The organism is Methylobacterium sp. J-090 (genome assembly GCF_022829345.1).
Lineage (GTDB): Bacteria > Pseudomonadota > Alphaproteobacteria > Rhizobiales > Beijerinckiaceae > Methylobacterium.
Genome location: NZ_JAKSXV010000116.1, coordinates 1 through 19,784, shown reverse-complemented (window position 1 = coordinate 19,784; position 19,784 = coordinate 1). Strand labels below are relative to the sequence as shown.

Genomic DNA, 19,784 nt, shown 5'->3' with positions numbered 1-19,784 from the left:
TGAGCATGTCGCGTGGTGCCCGCCGCCAAGTCAACGGCAGGCGGCTCACGCCTTCGCAATCGGCGGCTCGCCGTAGCGCTCGAACAGCAAATTCAGCGCTTCGGCCATCATCGCGGCCTGTGTCCGTTCCTGTTTGATCGACAGGATGGCGAGTTGCTGGCGCACGGCCGAATCGAAGTAGGCGGAAATCACGACCTTGCCCTTGCGGCTGGGCGCGGCCTGCGAGGATGCCGGGGCGGTAATGGCGGGCTCTACCGCAGCCGACGCTTTCCCGCTCACGGTTTTGATTTTCGCTAGTCCCTCTTCGAAGCGATTGGTCATGTGCTCATGCTTTCCTGTGAGCCTGTGGGAATGGTCACGTGCGTGCTAATCCGCCTGTGAGGATGCGCAATTGCGCGCATGTTCACACATCAAGCCGGCGAAAGCGGGCCTCGGGACCACGTGTCAGAATTCCGCAATCGCCTCGGCCCTGGACTTCGGGCCGCCCGTGGCCCGCGTCTTCCAACCTTCGATCCAAAGCGCTCCAGGCTCCTCACGCGCGCACCCGTTCGCCTGTGGGGATGCGCAGTTGATCGCATGTCCACACGTGCAGGCGTGAGATTTCAGACGCGGCCTTTCCATCGGGCTCAACCTCCTGCGCCACCTGTCCGGAGATCAGGCATCGGCTGTAGGCCACGCGATCGCCGAGCCGCACCGGGCATACCTCCAGGCCGAGGGTCCCCCGGATCATCTCTTCAGCCTCGTCGGCGATCGCGCCATGAGGCGGTACCGCATTGAGCACGGCGAAGGCCGGCACCTTGACCAGTTTGAGCAGGTCGACCGTCTTGCGCATTGCCCGTAGATCCATGATCGACGGCTGGCACGGCACCAGCACGAGATCGGCGCACCGCGCCGCGTCAAGGGCCGTGCTCTCCGCGTGCGGAGCCGTATCGAGGATCAGCGCGTGCGTGCCGATTTCAGCAGCGTGTTCGACCAACTTCGCGAGGCGGGCCGGCTGGATGCTCTCGACGTGCGGAAGCGGCTCGGCGCGGGCATCGTGCCATTCGCTGGCCGACGCCTGCGGATCGAGGTCAAGCACCAGCGCGTCGGCGCCGTGCTGCCAAAAGGCGGCGGCGAGGTGCAGCGCCACGGTGGTTTTTCCGACGCCGCCTTTTTGATTGATGAGCGCGATGGTGCGCATCTGGGCTTCCTCACATGCGAGCCGGTGGCCCTGTGTAGTCCGCCACGTGTGCACACGTGAAGGTAAATCGTACGTTAAGGATTTCCCTTCCGGCCCTCCTCAAGGTCCCGAGCCATCTCGAACGCTCGCCGAAATTTGAATTTCAAGCGGTCTCCTAGCTCCTCAAGAGCGTCCGCCATGACGTCGATCACCTCGGGGTCGATCCGATTTTCTGGGGCTGCAACTGCCTGAAAGGCTTTGGCCCAGACATCCACCCGATTGATGCTGGCTTCCATATCCGCGACCAAGTCGAAGATGGTCTCTGGTGCGTTTTGTTCGCCGCTCATGACCGCCTCCAATCGCAGCCGACTGCACTGAGGACGAGGGCGGCGCGGGTCATGGCTGGGGGCTCGCCCATGCCGTGAAAGCGTGCGCCGGCATTGCGGGCGGGAATCACGTCGTAGGTTTCAAACCCTGGTACGTCGCTGCGATAGGGAGGGTTTAGCCGGTGCATCAGGGGACGTTGGCGTTGCCATTGAAGCCAGCGCCGTTCGGACTCCAGCCAAGCGTCGTAGCTGTCGAGCAGCGCGTCCGTAACGGGCTCGGCCGCCGCCGTGGGGTTGCCGATGATCGTTACGCCGCCGCCGATGAGCGGAAGCGTCAGGAGTCCTCGGAGGAATCCTCGGCGGGGTGAAGGCAAGCCGCTGGCGGCTGCCGGAACGGTGTCGTTCGGCATTGGTGTTGTTCCTAAAAGCGCTGTGTGCGACACCTCAGGAATTAATCGCGCCTTAAGGTATCGTCAATACCTGTGGCATCGATCAATCCTTATGGTATCTAAACCTATGGTCATTTCCAGCGAACAGGTTCGGGCCGCGAGGGCATTGCTGCGCTGGGAGCAAAGGGCCTTGGCGGAGGCGTCGAAGGTGTCCCTACCTTCCATCAAGCGGCTCGAAGGCCAGCCCGGCCCGCTCGCCGCTCAGTCTCGAACCGTGGACGCTATCCAGTCGGCTCTTGAGGCGGCCGGCATCATCTTCATCGCTGAGAACGGCGCCGGGCCGGGCGTTCGTCTGCAAAAGCAGATCACCCTGGCCGAGCCCGTCGCGTGAGATCGGCGGCGGTCGCATCGAAGATTGAACGGGTGGATCGATGGCGAACCTAACGGCCACCGATATGGCGCTGGTCGACGGCATTTTCGGAATGTACGGCGGCTACGTGCTGGACTTCAGCAACGCCCGGTTCGCGGCGTTCTTCAGCCGGGACCTCGGGGTCGACATCTACCACGAGCGATACGCGATCCACGGGCCGGCGAAGGGAAAGCGCTTCCGCGCATTCCTCGAAGTGGCCCCTGATCTCGTTGTGGCTCGGGCGCTTGTGGCCCTGTGGGAGTATCGCGAGGCTGGCTTGCTCGATCGAGGCGAGGCCGAGAAGGTGCCCAACGCCCGGCTGCGCTTGAGCAGCCTCTTGGTCAAGCTCGGGGGACGAGCGTTGCCGGCGGACCCGAACGCCGTGCCTTCAACGCCACCGCCATCGACCGGCCCGAGCGAAGGCGTGCTCTCGGCGCTGGAGCATGACTTCCTGGCGATGAGGGGAATGGACGAAGCCCCGCAGCAACGGGGCTACGCGTTCGAGCGCTTCCTGAAACGGTGGTGCGACGTGTGGGGGCTGGCGGCCAATGCCGCTTTCTCCACGGTCGGCGAGCAAATCGACGGCTCGTTCCAGCATGACGGCAACACCTATCTGGTCGAGGCCAAGTGGCAGCTCCGTCCGATTGGCGCGGGGATGTTGCACAGCTTCCAGGGCAAGCTGCTTATGCGCCCGGATTGGACCAGGGGCCTCTATGTCTCGAACGGAGGGTTCTCGGACGTGAGTTCCGATGCCTTCACCGCACAGCGCCTGATCATGATGGACGGCGCCGACATCTACCATGCCCTTAACCGGCGGGTCGACTTGGGGGAGGTGATCCGCCGGAAGGTTCGATATCACTCGGAACGACGACAGCCGTTCGCCCGTGTGACCGACCTGTTCCCGGCGTGAGGTGAGACGATGACGCCACTTACCGCTGACGATGCTGGGGGATTTCGCGCGGGTCTGCGGAAGGCGCCTCAGCCGTGACCGTCGGGCGAGGCAGCATCCATTGTGACCGTTCGATCCCGCTCTACCCGAGCGAGGCGCGGATTGTGGCGGAGATCTACGGGCCCGATGCCTCGGGAAAGATGGCGGCGGCCTGGGACGGTGTTGCCGCCATCCTAGAGCGCGATGGGTTGCCGCGCCGCGACCCTCTGTTCGGGAATCGACGGTATTGGCCTGCCGTCGTCGCCTACCTGCAACGTCGCAATCGCCTCTCGTCCGAGACGGTCGGGTCTGCCCCGGATGGAGAGGAAAATTGGACCTGAAGCACGTCAATCCGGTCCGTTGGACCCTGCGCGAGGGCGGCGCATCTTCTCCACCCGCTCGCGCACGACATCGTTGGCGTCTCTCGCCGCCGAGGGTGCCGCGAGGCCGAACAGGGATGCGTTTCGGAGGCGGCGCCACTGGTCGATGGCGTCGAGGTCGAACCGATGGGTGTCAGGATCGGGCCGGGGAAAGCCTCGGCCATAGAGCCGTTCGCTCACCTTCTCGAACTCCGCAAGCGTCAGCCCGAGGCGGCGCGCTGCGGCGGATGCCGGCACATCGCGGGGTTCGACATGAAACCGCATAGGCGTCCCTCTCAATCCCCGGCGGGCAACCGATCAAGGAAGGTGTGCGAGGCGTGACATCCGATGTCGATGCGGCGCGGAGGGCGTTGGGTGACCCGACCGCCATCGTGTTTTCGCTCCAGGCGGAAAAGGCATTAGCCCGTGTCGGTCTGCCGCTCGCCGATCTGCTCGCAGAGGCGGTCACGGGCGTCCCGGCCGTCAGGGTGCTGATGGAGCACGTGTCTGGCCATCGGTTTCACGACTGGTCCAGCATGGTCGAGAACCGGGGGTACTTTTGCGACGCGCGGTCGATGCTCGATGGTCGCTTCCTTGAGCACCAGCCCGCATGGCCGGCGGTCCTCAGACGGTACGATCTGCTCGTAGAATGGTGCGATCTTGCCGGAAGCCGCTTCGCTGAGATCGAGCCAACTGAGCGGGCCGGGCGCCTCGATCGTCTCGCAGATGACAACCCTGATGCCTACCATCTGCTCGGCGAAATCCGGGGTATCGCTCGCACGGTTCGGGAGCGGTACGAAGCCATGATGGCACTGCTGCGCGGTGGGGATCTGGAAGCCTCCGGGCATGCAAGAGGGAGTGGTGCGCCGGCGCCCATCCTGCCCGGCGTGTGGAGCGCACCCAAGACACGGGTCAGCTTCGTCGATGGGGAAATCCTCGAAGTGGTCCATGTCGGCGTGGAGCGGACCGGCAATTGGCCTCCGTCGCGCGTGGAGCGCACGGAAGTACGGTGGTCCGGTGTGGTGGTTCGGCGCGTAGGCGTCTCAAAAGATGCTGCGTCCGTCGCAGCTCGGCCTGAGCGCAGCAAGGGTGGCGCCCCTCCAAAATTCCCGTGGGAATCCGCGTTCGACCGTCTGATGCTTCGCGTCAGCACCGATGGCAAACCGGAAACTGGCGCCGAGTTGGCGCGATGGTTGGCTGATGCCCTTGAGCAGGAAGGCGCGGTCGGTGTGGACCTAGAGTATGTGAAGCAACACCTCCGTAACAAGCACCCCATCCTCTGGCAGGCCTGCCTGCAAAGCACCTAGAGTTTGAAATCGTTGAGCCTGTTTATGTGAAGGGCTGCCCGGGTGGTTGCCGCCCATCGGCTCTGAATACCGGAGCGATCATGTTAGTCGTTTACTGACGTCGCAACCGGCCTACATCGTTCCTGGGACGACCTTAGAGTGAACCAAGGGCCTATCCTATGGCGGCCCCCTGCTCATGATGAGGGAATTTATACATAAACTAACTAAATCAAAATAAACAACCATCTACTTTAGACGCCAACAGCGCCATGGTTGGAACTAGACAAGAGCGCAACAAGGGGAGGCGATCATAAGCAGGGCGGATGATTTCAAAACACTGTTTTCAAATATTGCAATCGACAATGCAAGCAGCATATCCCAACGCTATGGCGAAGTAACAAGGGCACTAAACCTTCAGTTCCGTGATATAGAAAGCCGAACTGCTAATACACTTCAGGTTGGTTCCTATGGACGGTGGACCGGCATTAAGGGTATATCTGATTTGGACATGATATACATCATGCCGAACGGACTTTGGGACAAGTACAAGGACAAGCCCTACCAGCTGCTAAGGGACACAGCTGACGCGATCAGCAATCGCTATACTACGACCGAGGTTTACCCCGACACGCTTGTCGTTGTGATCAAGTACCAAAATTTCAAGATCGAGGCGCAACCTGTCTTCGAGGATGAAGATGGCTTCTGGTATCCATATACTCGCGGTAACAATAAATACAGGCTGACCAAGCCCCGAGAAGAATTGTCCGCAACTAGACAGATAGATAATAACAAAAATGGCAACCTTCGCCGGCTCGCCAAAATGACCCGTGCTTGGAAGAACAAGCATGGCGTTGCCATGGGCGGACTGTTAGTCGATACACTTGCGCACAATTTCTTGATAGGTCGAACGACTTACGACACGGCGTCATTTGGTTCGTGCGGTCAGATGATGCGCGATTTCCTCTTCTACTTGGCCGATCAACCCAAGCAGGATCGCTATGGAGCTCTAGGTAGCGGTCAGCACGTCAAGGTACATAAGGCGTTTCAGAACAAAGCCAAGAAGGGGCTTGAGTTAGCTGACAAGGCACTTGAGGCTGGAGAAGCAACAAAGGCTAACAATCGCTGGCGCAAGCTGCTTGGACGGGCTTATCCGATCTCAGAGGCTGTAGAGGTTAAGAGGGCTTACATCGTTGAGGCTGGCTACACTGCGGATAATACTGAGGAGTTCATTGAAGATCAGTTCCCTGTGGACATTCGGCACTCGCTGCGACTTGAGTGTGAGGTACGCCAGCATGGCTTCCGCACGATCTTCCTTCGCGCGGGGAGAGTACTAGGTATGAACCGCCTTAATGTGTTCAAGTCCAAGTCGCTCAGGTTCTACATTGTAGACCAGGATATTAAAGGCATCTATCACGTCTACTGGAAGGTGCTCAACAGGGGTTCAGAGGCAATCCGGCTCAACAAAATACGTGGCCAGATTGAGAAAGACAGTGGAAGCAGGACCAAGCAGGAGCATTCGAATTTCCGTGGCGAGCATGTTGTAGACTGCTTTGCAGTTCAGAACGGCGTAGTGATCGCCAAGGACCGTATCCATGTCCCTATTGTAGACGAGAGTGAGCGCTGATGGACAAGGACCTGCTGCTAAAAACAATTGCCGAGAAAGGCTATGATGTCGCATTCGGTGTGAAGAAGACGTTTGCGACATACGACATTGTTGGAAAGGGACCGGGATGGGTCGGAATCATTTCCAGTGCAGTCGGCATATTCGCACTCATCTATGATCCACTTTCTGCGAAGGTGCCGTCAGCAATCCTGCTCATCGCTGGTATTGCGAGCTTGTATCTCTCGTTCTATCGAGCCGAAGAGTACGAGAATGCTGCGAACAAGCTACTCCATCAATACAACAAATTGAAGTCTCTTTATCGCAGTGTTCAATCTGGTCAGGATACTACTGCGGCGAAGATCGAATTTGATACAATTGATGTTGAATATTATTCTACAACTATTGGCAGGCAGGTGTTTCTAAGTGGATGGTACGCCCATTATAAGCTGTTCGCAGAGACGCAGATCGACTGGATGGACGAGCAACTTCACTTCACGTGGAAAGACAAGGTGCCGCTGTCTGCTCAGATTACGATCGTGGTATTAGCCATCGCAATCATCGTCGGGGTTGGATGGTGGATCGCCCAGGCCAATTTTTGTCGCTAGAGGCGTCGCTGACGCGGCCGACCCACTCAAATCAAAGAGTGACTGGCTTCCAGCATCGGCTTGGCAGTGCCCAATGACCTGATGTCGGCGAATGCCGATGTCGCCACCTTCCCGACTGGCAACGCTGGGTTCGGTATGCGGTGGCACTAGCGAAGGGGGTAGAAAACCTAGTTATCGCCTCCTCTCGCTCCGGGTAGGGGCTTCAATTCGGTCAGGTTCGTCACCGTCAACACGTAGACGGGACACCCTGCACCGATGGCTAGTTCTACCCCTCCTCGCCTTCCTGCCTTCACCGTTGCATCGGAAGTTGGCGACCCGGTTCATGTCGTGACCTGGTGCCCCTGGTGCGAGGCTCTGCACTGGCATGGTGCTGCCGGTGGAGGCGGTCACCGGGCGCCGCACTGTGCTGATGATCAGCACTCGCCGCTCGGGCATACCGGGTACGATCTCGATGTCATTGGCGGGCCGGCCTCCGAAGAAGCGGCTGTCCCTGGTGGCCTGTTGGTGGGCGAACAGCGACTGTTCCGCGTGATGGATCAGGCGGCTGGCATCCTACGGGCGGGCCTGCTGCGCTACGTGCTCGGCATCAAAACCGTGCGCGGGCCTGTGCTCCAGAAGCGAACGCCGAAGGGCAACGCCTGGATTTTCGGCGCCGAAAGCTGGCTCATCGAACCGCGTGGCCGCAAGCCTATCGAGGGGCGGGGCTTCTTGCGGTTGGCCGCTGCCTTGTACGGCGTTCCTCCAGGCGTTGCGGCGGTTCGCTTCCTTGAGGCTCTGTCGTTCGACCGGCTCGATGCGCAGGCGGCCTTCGAGCTGCAAGCCGTCATCGATGCGTGGGTGGTGCGCGGCGCTCCTTCACGGGCGTCTCGCTGATGTCGGCGGGCGAGGGCGAGCCGGGTCCGCCGAACGACCCGCTCCACGAAATCACGCGGTTGGTGGATGGCGCCGAGCCCATCGGCCACGATCAGGCTGACGACGAGACACCCGAAGCGGAATCGGCAGAGGGGGAGCCGAAGGCCTCGCGGGCGAAGCCCAAGGGCAAGGCGGCCGGTGCGTCATCCGGCGATGCTGGCAAGGCCAAGACCTCCAAGCGCCGGCGGACCCCTCAACGCGACAGCCTCATGTCGCTGACGGAGGATTGCGATCTCTGGCACGATGAGGACGGCGAGGCCTACGCCACCTTCGCGGTTCGCGATCATCGCGAAAGTTGGGGCGTCCGTTCCAAGAAGTTCAAGCGGTGGCTGGCCTCGCGCGCCTATGAGACGACGGGCCTCGTCCCTGGTGCTCAGGCGCTCGAAGACACCCTGCGCGTGTTGGAGGCGAGGGCGACCCAGGAAGGGCGGCTGCGCACGCCCTGGTCCCGCGTGGGGGCGCAAGGCGGCTTCCTATACCTCGATCTCTGCGACCCCGAATGGAGCGTGGTGAAGATCGGCCCCAACAGCTGGGACCTCATCAAAGGCCACGGCCTGCCCTTCGTCCGCTCGGCTGGCATGCGGGCCCTGTGCGAGCCCGAAGGCGGCTCGGAAATCGGCGAGCTGCGCCGGTTCGTCAACGTGGCGACGGATGAGGATTTTCAGCTGGTGGTCGCGTGGCTGGTAGCCGCGATGCGAGAGACCGGCCCCTATCCCATCCTCGTCGTCAACGGCGAACAGGGGTCGGGCAAGTCCACCTTCTGCAAGCTCATCCGCACCCTGGTCGATCCGAACGTGGCCCCGATCCGTGCCGTGCCGAAGGACCCGCGCGATCTCATGATCGCGGCGAGCAACGCGCACATGCTGGTGATGGACAACCTGAGCCGGGTCGAGCCCTGGCTTTCGGACGTCCTGTGCTCCATCGCGACGGGCGCCGGCTACGCCACGCGGCAGCTCATGAGCGACCGCGACGAGTCGATTTTCATGGTCGCGCGGCCGATAATTTTGAACGGTATCCCGGCCCTAACCGAGCGGGCCGACCTCGCCTCGCGGGCCGTGACGATTCAGCTCCTCTCCATCCCGGAGGATGAGCGGCGGGCCGAAGATGAGTTCTGGGCCGATTGGCAGGTGGCAGCACCCCGTGTGCTCGGCGCCCTGTGCGATGGCCTTTCCTCGGCCGTCCGCCGGATCGGCTCCGTTAAGCTCGAACGTGCCCCGCGCCTTGCGGATTTCACGAAGTGGATGACGGCGGCCGAGCCCGGCTTGGGTTGGGAGGAAGGCACCTTCACCGCCGCCTACACCGGCAATCAGGAGGAGGTGAACCAAACCGCCTTCGAGTCCGATCCGGTTGCGATGCAGGTCTGCCGGCTGGTCGAGCCGTTGGAGCACGGGTGGGAGGGTACGGCGGCCGACCTGCTGGAAGCCCTCACGGAGATCGCGCCGGACAGTGTGACCCGCCTCAAGTCCTGGCCTGTCACGGCGCAAGGCCTCGGCAACCGGCTGGTGCGCTGCGCCCCGCTGGTGAGGGCCAAGGGCTTCAACATCGAGAAGCGCCATTCCGGCATCCGAACCATCCGGATCTCCCCCGTCGTGAAGAGGGGTGCCTGAGCATGGCTCCGAAATATCCTCCGGTCGAGGAAGCCTCGGAATGGTTCGTGGCCTTCACCAACGACAAGCGGGAGAACACGACAGCCGATAGCATTCGGCGGCGAGCCTTCAGCACCTACGTGCCGGCAATGACGGTGACCCGTGTGCGGAGGAACAAGGCTGTCGCGGTCAAGCGACCGCTGTTCCCCCGGTACATCTTCGTCGGCCTCGCCCGTGGGCAGAACCTGCTCGGCCTACGCCAGACGCCTGGGCTTGAGGGCATGGTGCGGATCGCCGGGCGACCGGTGACCGTCGAGGCTGAAATGCTCGATGGCCTACGCGCGGCTGAAGCGGCCGGGGTGTACGATTTCACGGACGATCATCTCGCCGAGATGGCGGCTGCGGATCGAACGCAGGCCGCTAAAGCTCTCGTGCCGGGCATGCGGGTCAACATCGTTGACGGCCCTTTCCGATCCTTCCCAGGCACAGTGGCGGGGTTCCTGCCCGACGCTCGCATTTCCATCACCGTTAGGATTTTCGGCACCTCTCAAGCGGTGCCGATGCCGCTCGATCACGTCGAGGCCGCGAAGGTACGACCATGACGGCGCCCGGTGTTCTCGGGCGGACGATCATAGGACCACCACCCTGTCTTGGTGGTGGCCCTCTTCTGCGTGGAATTCGTCCTCCTCGCGGTCGGGCTGTTCAAGCGTTTCGATGGAGACCCCATCAGCTCGGACGACGACCCGAAACACCGTCAGGCCGGCCGCGTGAACGGCGCGGATCGCCCTCTGGATTTCGCTTTGCCTGACCGACGTTCGTCTCATCCCCGAACCCCTTCCCTCAAAATATGGAGGTGTGAACCTATGGCTTGGCGCCTGCTCATCACGGATGTCGAGCTTACCCCGAGGCGGCCATGACGGCGGCTGGGGGCCTTGAGCTTCTGCGACGGATTGCGGAGGACCGCCACGAACCGGCGGACCTTGCCGCCTTGGCGGCACGGTTGCGGGAGTACCTGTCTCTCGCTCCGGCTGGCTTCAGCTTGGAGGACGCCTTCGGCCTCTCGGTCGGACCGGGTGGTGAGCCCTGGTATGCACGGGAGCGTCGCGCCGGTCGGGACCGCGAGCTGTGCGCCTTGGTCGAGCGATTCCACCGGCCGGATGCTTCGGTGCGCGAGCGGGCGCTGTGGCTCCAAATTCTGGTCAAGCGCTACGGCACCGACTGCTGGCCCCGTGATAGTGCTTCAGGCGTGATGCCAGAGCATTATCGAGGCACGGAAAAGGAATACCTGTTCCGTGCCTTTGAGTTCTGCCCGGCCCCTGAAAGTGATCGTCAGCTAAGCAAGATCCTCATTGGCATCTAATCTCTCAACAGCTTGAATTAATCATCCTGTTTTGGCTTCTGAATACCTGTGCGAGATATCTCTCGCGGAGGATGCCATGAAACTATTCAGCGCGTTTATTCACACCATCTCCGGCAAGGCGAGCGCTTCCGAGCTGGAAGCTGAGCTTCAAGCCGCCAAGGCTGACCGTCAGGCTCTTCGTGCGCGTGAGCAGGCCTTAGCCGTCGAGCGGCAGGATGCGGTGCTGGCTGGAGCGGGTGAGGATCTGGACCGGATCGAAGCCGAGTTGGTCGCCATTCATCGCGCTGCCGAGCGTCATGACCTTCGTATTCCCGAGCTGCGGCGCCTGCACGGGGCCCGGCGGATGTCGGAACAGCACAAGGCCGACAAGCTCGCCGGCAGGACCGGCCCGGCATAGCCGGCGGGGGTTCTCGTGTCCTCACCGTCCGGGCCGCGTAGCGGTGTCTGGAACCGCACCAAAAGCCGGCAGCAAATCCTCAGCGCGGCCGGCACCCCCCACCACGATTTTTCAGAGACAGGAGGCCAGGATGAGCAGGGTCGATCACGTCATCGCGCAGTTCGGCGGGCAGGAGCGCGTTTTCCGATACCCACGGTCAAACGGGCTCACCAACCTCAACCCTCACATGAGGGAGGACTTCTCGCCCTACGCCGCCTTCCAGAGGTTCGGCCTCGGGCAGTGGACGTTCGAGGATCTGGTGCGGGTCCTGTCGCCCGCTTCGTGGCCCTTCGTCGGATATAAGCCGGACCCCGAAATCACGGATGTCCTGATCAAAAACGGCCCCGGCAATTATGCGCCGCTCGCCGCTCGCGTCCTTGAGGCGGGACTGTTCGGGATCGCGGCCGAGGCCGCTGTGTTCGACGAGCGCGAACCCTTCAAGGGGGCCGCATGATCGAGTTCAGCCTTCCCAAATTCGAGAGCCTTGCGCTCTCCGCGACCCGTAAGGCGCGCCTGCGGGAACGAGTCCTCGGGGGCCTGACAAGCACGGCCCAGAGCATCGCCGAGGACATCCGGCAGGCCGCGCCAGAGGATGAAGGCGCCCTGCGGGACAGCGTGCATGTCGAAACAGATGCGCAGGCCCTGCGCGTCACCATCGAGGCCGGCGGGCAGTCGACCACGAAGTTCTCGAAGAACGGTAGGGCCTACGATCACGCCATGGCGGTGGAGTACGGCACCACCCGCCAGCCCGCGCGGCCATTCTTCTATCCGTCGATCAACGCCCGCGAGGACGAGTTCGGCGATGCCGTCGATCGATCTGGGCAAGATGCCCTGGATGAGGGGTAAGCCATGAGCGGCCCGCTTTCCTATTCCGTCACCGCCGACATCACGAAGTTCGAGGGGGCCATGAGCAGGGCGCGCGACCTCGCGTTGCAGCGCTCGGCCGAGATGCTGAAATCCTTCCAGAGCACGGCGGCCGGCATCAACACCGCCATGAGCGGCATCCAGGGGCTGGCGCGGCTACCGGGGCAGTTGGACACCGCCAAGACGGCAGCGATCGGCCTTGCGGCGACCGGTGCCGGTATCCTCGCGGCCTACACGCTCGTGTCGTCCTCGATCAGCCAAGCGAACGCGCAGCTCGACCGCTTCATCAAGCTCGGGGCCGATGCCGGGAAGGCTGGCATCGGGGTGGAGTTCTTCCAGCGATTCAGCGAGGCGGCCGAGAAAGCCAAGATCAGCACCAGCGAGGTGGAGGCGGCGCTTCGGAAGGCAGGGCAGGTCGTCACGCCTAAATTCGAGCACGAGGACCCGGTCAAAAAGCAGCTCAACGACGTTTTTGAGACCGGCTACACCGGCAGCTTCCAGTCCCAGGGGCTGGCGGACTACAACAAGGCCAACACGAACGAAGGCCGCATCCGTGCCGCCGTGACGGCCATGCAGGAGTTGCGGGACCTGGGGCTGGGTCTGGCTGCGATCGACCTCGGCGAGAAGCTGTTCGGTGCGGACATCGCCAACAACATCCGATCCGGCCGCCTCGACATCGACGCCATCGCCGCGAGTCTGGATCGCAAGCGCGAGGATCTGGTCAAGCAAGAGGACGTGGACCGGGCGAACGAGTTCCGCGACCGCCTCGACGCCGCCTACAAGGCCATCGACGATTTCTTCCACGTGTCAGTGGCCCTGGAGGGCACCGGCCGACAGGTGCTCGATATCTGGCTGGGCATCGCCGAGGGCGTGGCCAAGGCCACCGCGAACGCCGGCAACTTCTACACCAAGATCCAAGAGATGCAGGGGCCGCTCGCCGACTATCTGAAGACGGTGGGCCTCATCATCGGAGGCACCGCCAAGATCTTCTCCGAGGGCTTCAACGATCAGGTGACCGGCGCGCGGACGATCTATGACAAGCCGATTGGCCCGGAAAAGCCAGCCGGCCCTGAGAACGCGATCAAGGATGCACCGGCACCGCCGCGTCGTCCCCTCAGCTTCTTCACGGAGGAGCCGAAGACAGGCGGCGGCGGACGAACCTCGAAGCCGGCCGCACCGAGCGAGAGCCTGGACGCCGTAGAAACCTACGTGAACGGCCTGACCCGCACCACGGCGGCCCTCAAGGCCGAGGTGGACGCGATCGGCAAGAGCAACACCGAGAAGGTGGTGGCGATCAACCTCGCCAAGGCTCAGGAGCTGGCGACGCAGAACGGTCTGACGCTCAGCGCCCAACAGATTGCCACCATCAAGGAAACCTCGGCCGCGACGGCTCAGTATCGCGACAAGATCGAGGAGGTGCGCGAGCAGCACGAGAACCTTCGGTCCATCGGCTCCAGCGTGCTCGGGGGCCTGGTCTCAGATGCCCGCAACGGCGTGACCGCGATGCAGGCGCTCACGAATGCGGTTGGCCGTTTGTTCGATCGGCTCGCGGACCAGGGCGTGAACAGCGTGGTCGACAGCCTGTTCGGCAAGAGCGGCAGCACCAGCGGCGGCCTGCTGAGCGGCTTGTTCGGCGGTGGGAAGGGCCTCGATGTCGGCCTCAACTTCCTGAAGTTCGCCGATGGCGGTCACATCCGAGGGCCCGGCACGGGCACCTCGGACGAGATCCTGGCCCGCCTGAGCAATGGCGAGTTCGTCATGAACGCCAAGGCGACCAAGGAATACGCCCCGCTCTTGGAGGCGATGAACGCTAACAGGCTCCCGGCCTTCTCGACCGGCGGGTACGTGGCCGGCCCGCGTTCGGCGCAGTCTCAAAATTGGTCGATCCCCGAGAGGGGTCGGGAAGGTGGTTGGGGGGAGTACCTGTCATGAGTGCCATCAGCATCGTGCGGAGCGAAACGGGCATTGCCATCGCGACGGATGGAATCGGCTATGACAGCCAAGGCGTGGTGCAGGGCCACGTCTCCAAGGTGGCGATCATGCCGGAGTGGTCCTGTGCCTTCGCCAACCGAGGCGCAGGTGGGGCGTGCTCGGCCATGCATCATGCCCTGGTGCAGATCGCGAACCGTGGTGTGACCATCACGGGATTCGATGATGTGCTGGCGCTGATGCCTCCCCTCAGCGTGGAGCTGCACGCCGCGCTTCAAGCTGAAGGCCGGTCATATCCGCACTTCAGCTTCATGATCGGGGGGTTCTCGACCGAACGGAATCGGTTCGAAACGCACAGCCTGCGCAGTCGCGACTTCACGTTTGCGATTGGCGAAGAGACCATCGTGCAAGCCGCCTACACCCTGGCGCCTTTGCCCGAGAGCCACTTCGCACCGACGCCGAGCGAGGATGCACGCAAGGCCGCCGGGCTGGTGCTCGGTGGTTCTGAAGGCCCTCCCGAAGATGGTCGCCATATCGCGATCCGAGGTGTCTGCGCTGCCCGTCTCGACAAGGGGGCAACCCCCGACGAGCCGGCGGATGAGGATTACAGCGTGGGCGGCTTTGTGCAGCTCACCACGATCTTCCGCGACTGCATCACGTCCGAGATCGTGCATCGCTGGCCGGACCCCTTCGGCGAGAAGGTCGACCCGACGCGCGGCGATCTGCTGCCGGGCTTCCTGCGCGGTTGAGACCTCGTCCTGCTGCGGCATAGCAAAGGGGTCGGCGCTGGCATCTGGTTCAGTCCGGCCCCTGCCCTTCGACAGGACACGAGGTCTCCATGAACACCGCTTTCCTCCTCATGGCTCAGTACGATGGCGCCGCGGTGATCCTGATCGACCGCGTGGCCAGGGACTACTTCTCGCACCTCACCCCGGAGAAGCTGGTCCGGAAGATCAGCACGGGTGCCATTGCCCTGCCGCTCATTCGGATCGAGGCGAGCGAGCGGTGCGCGAAGGGTGTCCACCTCACCGACCTTGCCCGCTGGATCGATGAACGTGCGGAAGCCGCCCGCAAGGAATGCCGACAGCTCTGCGGCTGACCACTGCTCATCCTTGCCCGCCGCTCTCCTCGGGTTCCACCGGTCGAATTCCTGGCCGGTCCCTGCTCACGATGAAGGATGGTTTCGATGCCTACCCGGCCCCCCATATTCCGCCCTGCCACGGGGCGTGGTTCCCTTGCTGATCAGCAGGGGTATGACCGCAGGCGGCGGCAACAGGTGCCGACCCGTCCCCTGTACTCCACGGCGCGATGGCAGGCTGTGCGGGCCGTGCAGCTTCGGGAAGAGCCGTTGTGCCGGATGTGCCTCGCCGAGGATCATGTGACCCCGGCCGTGGTCTGCGATCACGTCACGCCCCATCGGGGGGACGTGGCCGCCTTCTGGGCCGGCCCCTACCAGTCTCTCTGCACCTCATGCCACAGCTCGAAGAAGCAACGGGAAGAGGCAGGGCGATAAGCATCTCGGTGATGTCCCTGTCCGATGCCAGCAGGTGCAGACCCCTGGTCGTCACCTAAGCCTGAGCCATAGACCTGGGGTTCTGTTGGATCTTCTGGCTCACTGTCCCTTGTCCGCACCGATTACCCCGCTCCCCTTTGTTCAACGGTTGATTGATATGAACAAAGCTTTCCTTGATAGTATTGAAGTGTAAGGGGGGTAGGGGGGTCCAAAAGTCCAGGATTTGTTTAGCTCTAGACCGGTGTGTAACCCTGTCTTTTTCGCCGCGAAATTACGACAATTCTTTTTTCTCCCTATACGACTTTTATCCTACACAGCTGGTCGCGTTATGTTGCTTGCGCATGGCTTTAGGGACAACCGTGGACAAGCCTTGGACGATCCGCCTGGAGATAATCTGCCTACGGAATGGACGGCTTGGACAACTTGGACGGCTCGCTCCTTCTCTAGGAGAAGAAGATATGAGCAGGCAGACCATAGGCGGTTGGGCAGAACCGGACAGGTGTGCCGTTCGGTGGTGAATAGGGAAGGGGCGAAAAGACGTGTGACGACAATGGCTTGCACAGCAGATTGCTGTGCGTGAGTAAGACAGTAGGGGGGTGAAAGCCGTCCAGCCGTCCAACCGCGTTTAAAACGCTGTGATTTCAATGGGGTACGGCTTGAGCCCATAGGGCTTCAGATCGTCTGGCCCGTCGTCCATGGATCGGCTGATGAGCCGGCCTTCAGGAGCGGAATCGGTGACGTTCGCCGAGCCTTTACCGGACGTTGGACCGCTGATGCCGATGGTGGAACGCTCGCGGCGGGTTGAGGCTAAGCCTCACCCGTTGGCGGGCACCTCGGTGCTCTTCCCGAGGACGCGGTACACGCTGGCCCGGCCGATGCTAAGCCGCTTGGCGATGGCGGCAGGACCGATGCCCTGGGCCTTGAGGGCGAGGATCTGTGTGGTGTCGATCGTCGCCGGCCTGCCCTTATAGACCCCTGCCTCTTTGGCCTTGGCGATTCCTTCAGTCTGGCGCTCGCGTCGCAGGTTGGTTTCGAACTCGGCGAACACCCCCAGCATGTCGAGGAACGCCTTGCCGGCGGCGGTGCTGGTGTCGATCGGCTGTTCCGTTGCCTTCAGCGCCGCACCCTTCGCCCTTAGGTCTCGAACGATGTCCTGAAGGTCGGCGATGGAGCGGGCGAGGCGGTCGATCCGCGTCACCATCAGCACGTCGCCCTTGCCGATGAAGTCGAGGATGATCTTGAGCTGCTCGCGGCCTTTGGTAGTGGTGCCGCTGCCGACCTCCTCGCGGATGATGGCGCAGCCGGCGCCCGCCAGGGCGGCGCGCTGAATGCTCAGATCCTGACCTGCGCTGCTGACCCTGGCGTACCCGAATGAAGGCATGATGTGTCTCGTTTGGCTCTAGGCCCGGAGACTATGCCGTCTCATATATCGGAAAGCAATCCATATGAGACGCCGGGAACGTCTCAGGCCTTCGTGCCGCCGGGGTATACCCGAATGGGACGAAGAAGGACGGTAGAGCGGGTGAGACAGTATCAGAGGGGGCGGGGCATACGTGTGGCCCGGCCGGGAATTGGGAGTAGTGGAACCGCATGCGTCTAGCTGGTTGCGCACTACTGGCGCGCTGGGAAAACCCTTCAGCGGCAAATGTAAGGGTATCGGCGCTCACAGAATGGCGTCGATACCTTTGTGTGCTGCGAGCGAAAGGAGCTTGAGAGAAGGGCCGCTAGGCTTCTTCTCACCGCGCTCCCACTTGCTGACAAGCGACGTTGTTACATTCAGAGCCAAAGCGAAGATCGATTGGCTCATATTCGCATCTTCTCGGATGCCTTTGATCGCTTCTGGCAGTAAAACCTCCACTGGGGTTAGGCAAGACACGTCGAAACGGCGCATATCGGCTCTGTCGAGTGCACCAACCGCGTGGAGGTCTTCTGCTACCAGATGAAGCGACCGAAGTGCATCACTCCGGTACGTCTTCTGGTTAGTCATCTATTCTATTTCTCTCCAGTCATGCTCTTTAGCAAGACGAGTAATGTTCTCATCACTGAGATCCGCTAGCTTATTTGCGAAAAAATTATATTCTTCGCTTTCCTGATCGCTAAGATTAGGCTTGTTGCTCTTTGCAAACATATGAAGAAACACAGCAAAATCACCTATTTTATAACAGATGACTGTACGAAACCCCTTAGATCTTCCTTGACCTTCACGTGGTACGCGCTGTTTGATTAGATATTTTCCGATACGAGCGTCAATTAAACCACGCTCTGCTCGTAAAACAGCATTTTTTAGCTCGCTATCTGGTACATTAGCTTTTGCGAGCTTTTTGGATAGGTCAGGTGGTACTAGGATTTTCATTTGATGATCCCCAGGGCATTAGCCCGCTAATTCTGTGTGCCATGTGAAACGTCCTATTTGTCTCAGGGGGTAAGGTCCCTGCACGGACCTATGTATAGCACTAAGTGCCATGGTTCAAGCTTTATCGGAGATTCTTTAAACGGGGCTATCTGGTTCGCCCATTTTCGCTGTGTCTGCCCGTTCAACAGGCCCACATGAAGCCGTCAGGATCCTGCGCGGGTGAGTCCGGCTCTTTGCCTCAACCGGTAATCCGATGTTCAGCCAGACCGCGCCACCGATCGCGGGCCTGCTCTGCTACATGCAGCTGCTCCCGTAGGGACACGATCTCGGCGTGCAAGTCGCCCGCATCCACGGCCAGCTCGACGCACTGGTCCTGCACGTCGGCTAGTTGCTTCCGTAGCTCGACGTTCTCCAGGACCACGGCAAGGAAGTTCGTTGGGTATTCCGCCCTGCCGGTCATCCCGTCCTCATCCTCGATGCCGCGCTGGCCGGGAGGGTTACAGCGCCTCCCTCACGCCGCCACCGCACCGCTGGGGAAGTTCGCTCTAATGCGTGCATCGTTCGTCATACCGACCGCCCGGATGCATCCCCGGCATGGCTCAACCGTCTCCACAGGTCGCGCGGATTCTAGATGTTCTCATGGTCGGGTCCGGCTCTGCCGTTCCGGCAGCTTCGCAGCAGTTGTCCTAGCCTCGATTTTCCCCGGACTTAACACCCTCCTATCCGTGGGATGAATCGTTCTGCACCCTATGCCCTGGACAGGCGACGCGGCTTCTGCCGGTCCTCGTAAATCTACAAACTTGCGGCGGCCGCGCCGCATCCAGGCCTGCCACTCTCGGCTGAGGATACGGACGAGGTTGGGGCTGTTCTTTCGGCCCTCATGCCGGCGCTCCTCGATGGTGAGCAATCCGTCACCCTCGGCGAGGCGGATGGCAGCCTGCGCGAGGCGTCGGCATACGCCGGCCCGGGCCGCGATGGCATCGATGCACAGCCCGCACACACCCTTGGCCGTCACTTCGTCCGCCACGATACGCAGGACGGCGAGCTGGCCGGTGGTGAAGCGGGCGGCGAGGGCGGGCGGCATCGGGCCGGAACAAGCCAACAACCGACGCCGGTCGCGAGAGGCCAGCTTGTCGGGCGAGGTCACATGCCGGCGAGGCGGGAACAGGCTCGCTCGTCCGACCGGGACACCGACCGGGACGATACCCTGCCGGATCGCGCTCCGGCGGGCATGGAGCTGCTCGGCGAGGGCTTGAGCGGCTTCGTCACTCAAGGCGCCGGCCGCATGCCCCTGCCACACCTGGCGGGACAGCTCATCCATCTGCGCAAGCGTGCGCACGCCGTCGATCACGGCGGCCATGGTCGCGTGAAACATCGTCCTCGGTCCCTGTAGGGCCGCGACTAGGGTCCAGGCACGACATCTCGATGCAGGAATTGGCGTTCCCGCTTGACACCCGAGGGTGCCGTATGGCTTTTGGGAGGCTGTATCGGCCCTTCCAAAAGCCACTCGATTTCGCGGCCCTCCTGTTTGGCGACAGGGGGGCCGTAGTCGTTTCAGGGTCTATCGCGCGGCGGGTGATCTCTCCTGATGCCGGCAGCGGCTCGAAGCCTGAGCGTTGCCGGAATTGAGCATGTCGCGTGGTGCCCGCCGCCAAGTCAACGGCAGGCGGCTCACGCCTTCGCAATCGGCGGCTCGCCGTAGCGCTCGAACAGCAAATTCAGCGCTTCGGCCATCATCGCGGCCTGTGTCCGTTCCTGTTTGATCGA

Annotated in this window: 26 protein-coding genes; 15 read left to right on the top strand and 11 right to left on the bottom strand. The window is 62.0% G+C overall.

Annotation, left to right across the window (positions count from 1 at the left end; genetic code table 11):
* Positions 1-45 precede the first annotated feature (45 nt).
* The 4 genes from MKK49_RS24230 to MKK49_RS24215 all read right to left on the bottom strand — a co-directional run bounded on the left by MKK49_RS24230 (position 46) and on the right by MKK49_RS24215 (position 1,895).
* Positions 46-321, bottom strand: coding sequence for a ribbon-helix-helix domain-containing protein (locus MKK49_RS24230; RefSeq protein WP_244032772.1), 276 nt, complete (start codon positions 319-321; stop codon positions 46-48).
* A 211-nt stretch (positions 322-532) separates the two neighbouring features.
* A complete protein-coding gene (gene parA, locus MKK49_RS24225) occupies positions 533-1,180 on the bottom strand; it encodes a ParA family partition ATPase (protein WP_244032770.1) in 648 nt (215 codons plus the stop codon).
* Between the two features lie 74 nt (positions 1,181-1,254).
* Positions 1,255-1,506, bottom strand: coding sequence for a hypothetical protein (locus MKK49_RS24220; RefSeq protein ID WP_244032768.1), 252 nt, complete (start codon positions 1,504-1,506; stop codon positions 1,255-1,257).
* Entirely contained in the window at positions 1,503-1,895 is a 393-nt protein-coding gene (locus MKK49_RS24215) for a hypothetical protein (protein WP_244032765.1), read from the bottom strand. Before MKK49_RS24215 ends, MKK49_RS24220 begins: the two co-directional genes overlap by 4 nt.
* Positions 1,896-2,001: 106 nt before the next feature.
* On the opposite strand from MKK49_RS24215, the gene MKK49_RS24210 reads away from it, so the two are divergent.
* Positions 2,002-2,265, top strand: coding sequence for a transcriptional regulator (locus tag MKK49_RS24210; protein ID WP_244032764.1), 264 nt, complete (start codon positions 2,002-2,004; stop codon positions 2,263-2,265).
* Between the two features lie 40 nt (positions 2,266-2,305).
* Positions 2,306-3,193 (top strand): restriction endonuclease, encoded by an 888-nt coding sequence (locus tag MKK49_RS24205; protein WP_244032762.1) that lies wholly within the window; start codon positions 2,306-2,308, stop codon positions 3,191-3,193.
* Positions 3,194-3,558: 365 nt separating this feature from the next.
* Here the strand turns inward: MKK49_RS24205 and MKK49_RS24200 are convergent, their stop codons facing one another.
* Positions 3,559-3,828, bottom strand: a complete 270-nt coding sequence (locus MKK49_RS24200) for a hypothetical protein (RefSeq protein WP_244032761.1) — start codon at positions 3,826-3,828, stop codon at positions 3,559-3,561.
* Between the two features lie 80 nt (positions 3,829-3,908).
* On the opposite strand from MKK49_RS24200, the gene MKK49_RS24195 reads away from it, so the two are divergent.
* From MKK49_RS24195 to MKK49_RS24135, 13 genes are all read left to right on the top strand, one after another.
* The gene (locus MKK49_RS24195) at positions 3,909-4,877 is read left to right on the top strand and encodes a hypothetical protein (RefSeq protein ID WP_244032759.1); all 969 of its coding nucleotides are present in this window, start codon (positions 3,909-3,911) and stop codon (positions 4,875-4,877) included.
* Positions 4,878-5,163: 286 nt separating this feature from the next.
* Entirely contained in the window at positions 5,164-6,480 is a 1,317-nt protein-coding gene (locus tag MKK49_RS24735; RefSeq protein WP_313899204.1) for a nucleotide-binding domain-containing protein, read from the top strand.
* Complete coding sequence (locus MKK49_RS24185) at positions 6,480-7,064, top strand: SLATT domain-containing protein (RefSeq protein ID WP_244032758.1); 585 nt, start codon at positions 6,480-6,482, stop codon at positions 7,062-7,064. Before MKK49_RS24735 ends, MKK49_RS24185 begins: the two co-directional genes overlap by 1 nt.
* A 255-nt stretch (positions 7,065-7,319) precedes the next feature.
* Positions 7,320-7,937 carry a hypothetical protein gene (locus tag MKK49_RS24180; protein WP_244032754.1) on the top strand — a complete coding sequence of 206 codons (618 nt, stop codon included), beginning with the start codon at positions 7,320-7,322 and terminating at the stop codon, positions 7,935-7,937.
* Complete coding sequence (locus MKK49_RS24175; protein ID WP_244032752.1) at positions 7,898-9,583, top strand: hypothetical protein; 1,686 nt, start codon at positions 7,898-7,900, stop codon at positions 9,581-9,583. Before MKK49_RS24180 ends, MKK49_RS24175 begins: the two co-directional genes overlap by 40 nt.
* A 2-nt stretch (positions 9,584-9,585) precedes the next feature.
* The gene (locus tag MKK49_RS24170; protein ID WP_244032750.1) at positions 9,586-10,164 is read left to right on the top strand and encodes a transcription termination/antitermination protein NusG; all 579 of its coding nucleotides are present in this window, start codon (positions 9,586-9,588) and stop codon (positions 10,162-10,164) included.
* Between the two features lie 311 nt (positions 10,165-10,475).
* Positions 10,476-10,922 (top strand): hypothetical protein, encoded by a 447-nt coding sequence (locus MKK49_RS24165; protein WP_244032748.1) that lies wholly within the window; start codon positions 10,476-10,478, stop codon positions 10,920-10,922.
* Between the two features lie 76 nt (positions 10,923-10,998).
* The gene (locus tag MKK49_RS24160; RefSeq protein ID WP_244032745.1) at positions 10,999-11,319 is read left to right on the top strand and encodes a hypothetical protein; all 321 of its coding nucleotides are present in this window, start codon (positions 10,999-11,001) and stop codon (positions 11,317-11,319) included.
* Between the two features lie 130 nt (positions 11,320-11,449).
* On the top strand, positions 11,450-11,812 hold the full coding sequence (locus MKK49_RS24155; protein WP_244032744.1) for a hypothetical protein: 363 nt from the start codon (positions 11,450-11,452) through the stop codon (positions 11,810-11,812).
* Positions 11,809-12,204: an HK97 gp10 family phage protein gene (locus MKK49_RS24150; protein ID WP_244032743.1), complete on the top strand. Its 396-nt coding sequence runs from the start codon at positions 11,809-11,811 to the stop codon at positions 12,202-12,204. Before MKK49_RS24155 ends, MKK49_RS24150 begins: the two co-directional genes overlap by 4 nt.
* 3 nt (positions 12,205-12,207) lie before the next feature.
* The gene (locus MKK49_RS24145) at positions 12,208-14,154 is read left to right on the top strand and encodes a hypothetical protein (RefSeq protein ID WP_244032742.1); all 1,947 of its coding nucleotides are present in this window, start codon (positions 12,208-12,210) and stop codon (positions 14,152-14,154) included.
* Positions 14,151-14,900: a hypothetical protein gene (locus tag MKK49_RS24140; RefSeq protein ID WP_244032740.1), complete on the top strand. Its 750-nt coding sequence runs from the start codon at positions 14,151-14,153 to the stop codon at positions 14,898-14,900. The genes MKK49_RS24145 and MKK49_RS24140 overlap by 4 nt, the downstream gene beginning before the upstream one ends.
* An 89-nt stretch (positions 14,901-14,989) precedes the next feature.
* Positions 14,990-15,250, top strand: a complete 261-nt coding sequence (locus MKK49_RS24135) for a pyocin activator PrtN family protein (RefSeq protein WP_244032739.1) — start codon at positions 14,990-14,992, stop codon at positions 15,248-15,250.
* Positions 15,251-16,478: 1,228 nt separating this feature from the next.
* Here the strand turns inward: MKK49_RS24135 and MKK49_RS24130 are convergent.
* The 6 genes from MKK49_RS24130 to MKK49_RS24875 form a co-directional block, all read right to left on the bottom strand.
* Complete coding sequence (locus MKK49_RS24130; RefSeq protein WP_244032737.1) at positions 16,479-17,045, bottom strand: recombinase family protein; 567 nt, start codon at positions 17,043-17,045, stop codon at positions 16,479-16,481.
* Positions 17,046-17,327: 282 nt separating this feature from the next.
* The gene (locus MKK49_RS24125) at positions 17,328-17,651 is read right to left on the bottom strand and encodes a helix-turn-helix domain-containing protein (protein WP_244032736.1); all 324 of its coding nucleotides are present in this window, start codon (positions 17,649-17,651) and stop codon (positions 17,328-17,330) included.
* The gene (locus tag MKK49_RS24120) at positions 17,652-18,017 is read right to left on the bottom strand and encodes a type II toxin-antitoxin system RelE/ParE family toxin (RefSeq protein ID WP_244032734.1); all 366 of its coding nucleotides are present in this window, start codon (positions 18,015-18,017) and stop codon (positions 17,652-17,654) included.
* A 238-nt stretch (positions 18,018-18,255) separates the two neighbouring features.
* A complete protein-coding gene (locus MKK49_RS24115) occupies positions 18,256-18,477 on the bottom strand; it encodes a hypothetical protein (protein WP_244032732.1) in 222 nt (73 codons plus the stop codon).
* Between the two features lie 177 nt (positions 18,478-18,654).
* Entirely contained in the window at positions 18,655-19,392 is a 738-nt protein-coding gene (locus tag MKK49_RS24110; protein WP_244032730.1) for a hypothetical protein, read from the bottom strand.
* Between the two features lie 296 nt (positions 19,393-19,688).
* Positions 19,689-19,781: a ribbon-helix-helix domain-containing protein gene (locus MKK49_RS24875; protein WP_409565134.1), complete on the bottom strand. Its 93-nt coding sequence runs from the start codon at positions 19,779-19,781 to the stop codon at positions 19,689-19,691.
* Positions 19,782-19,784 lie beyond the last annotated feature (3 nt).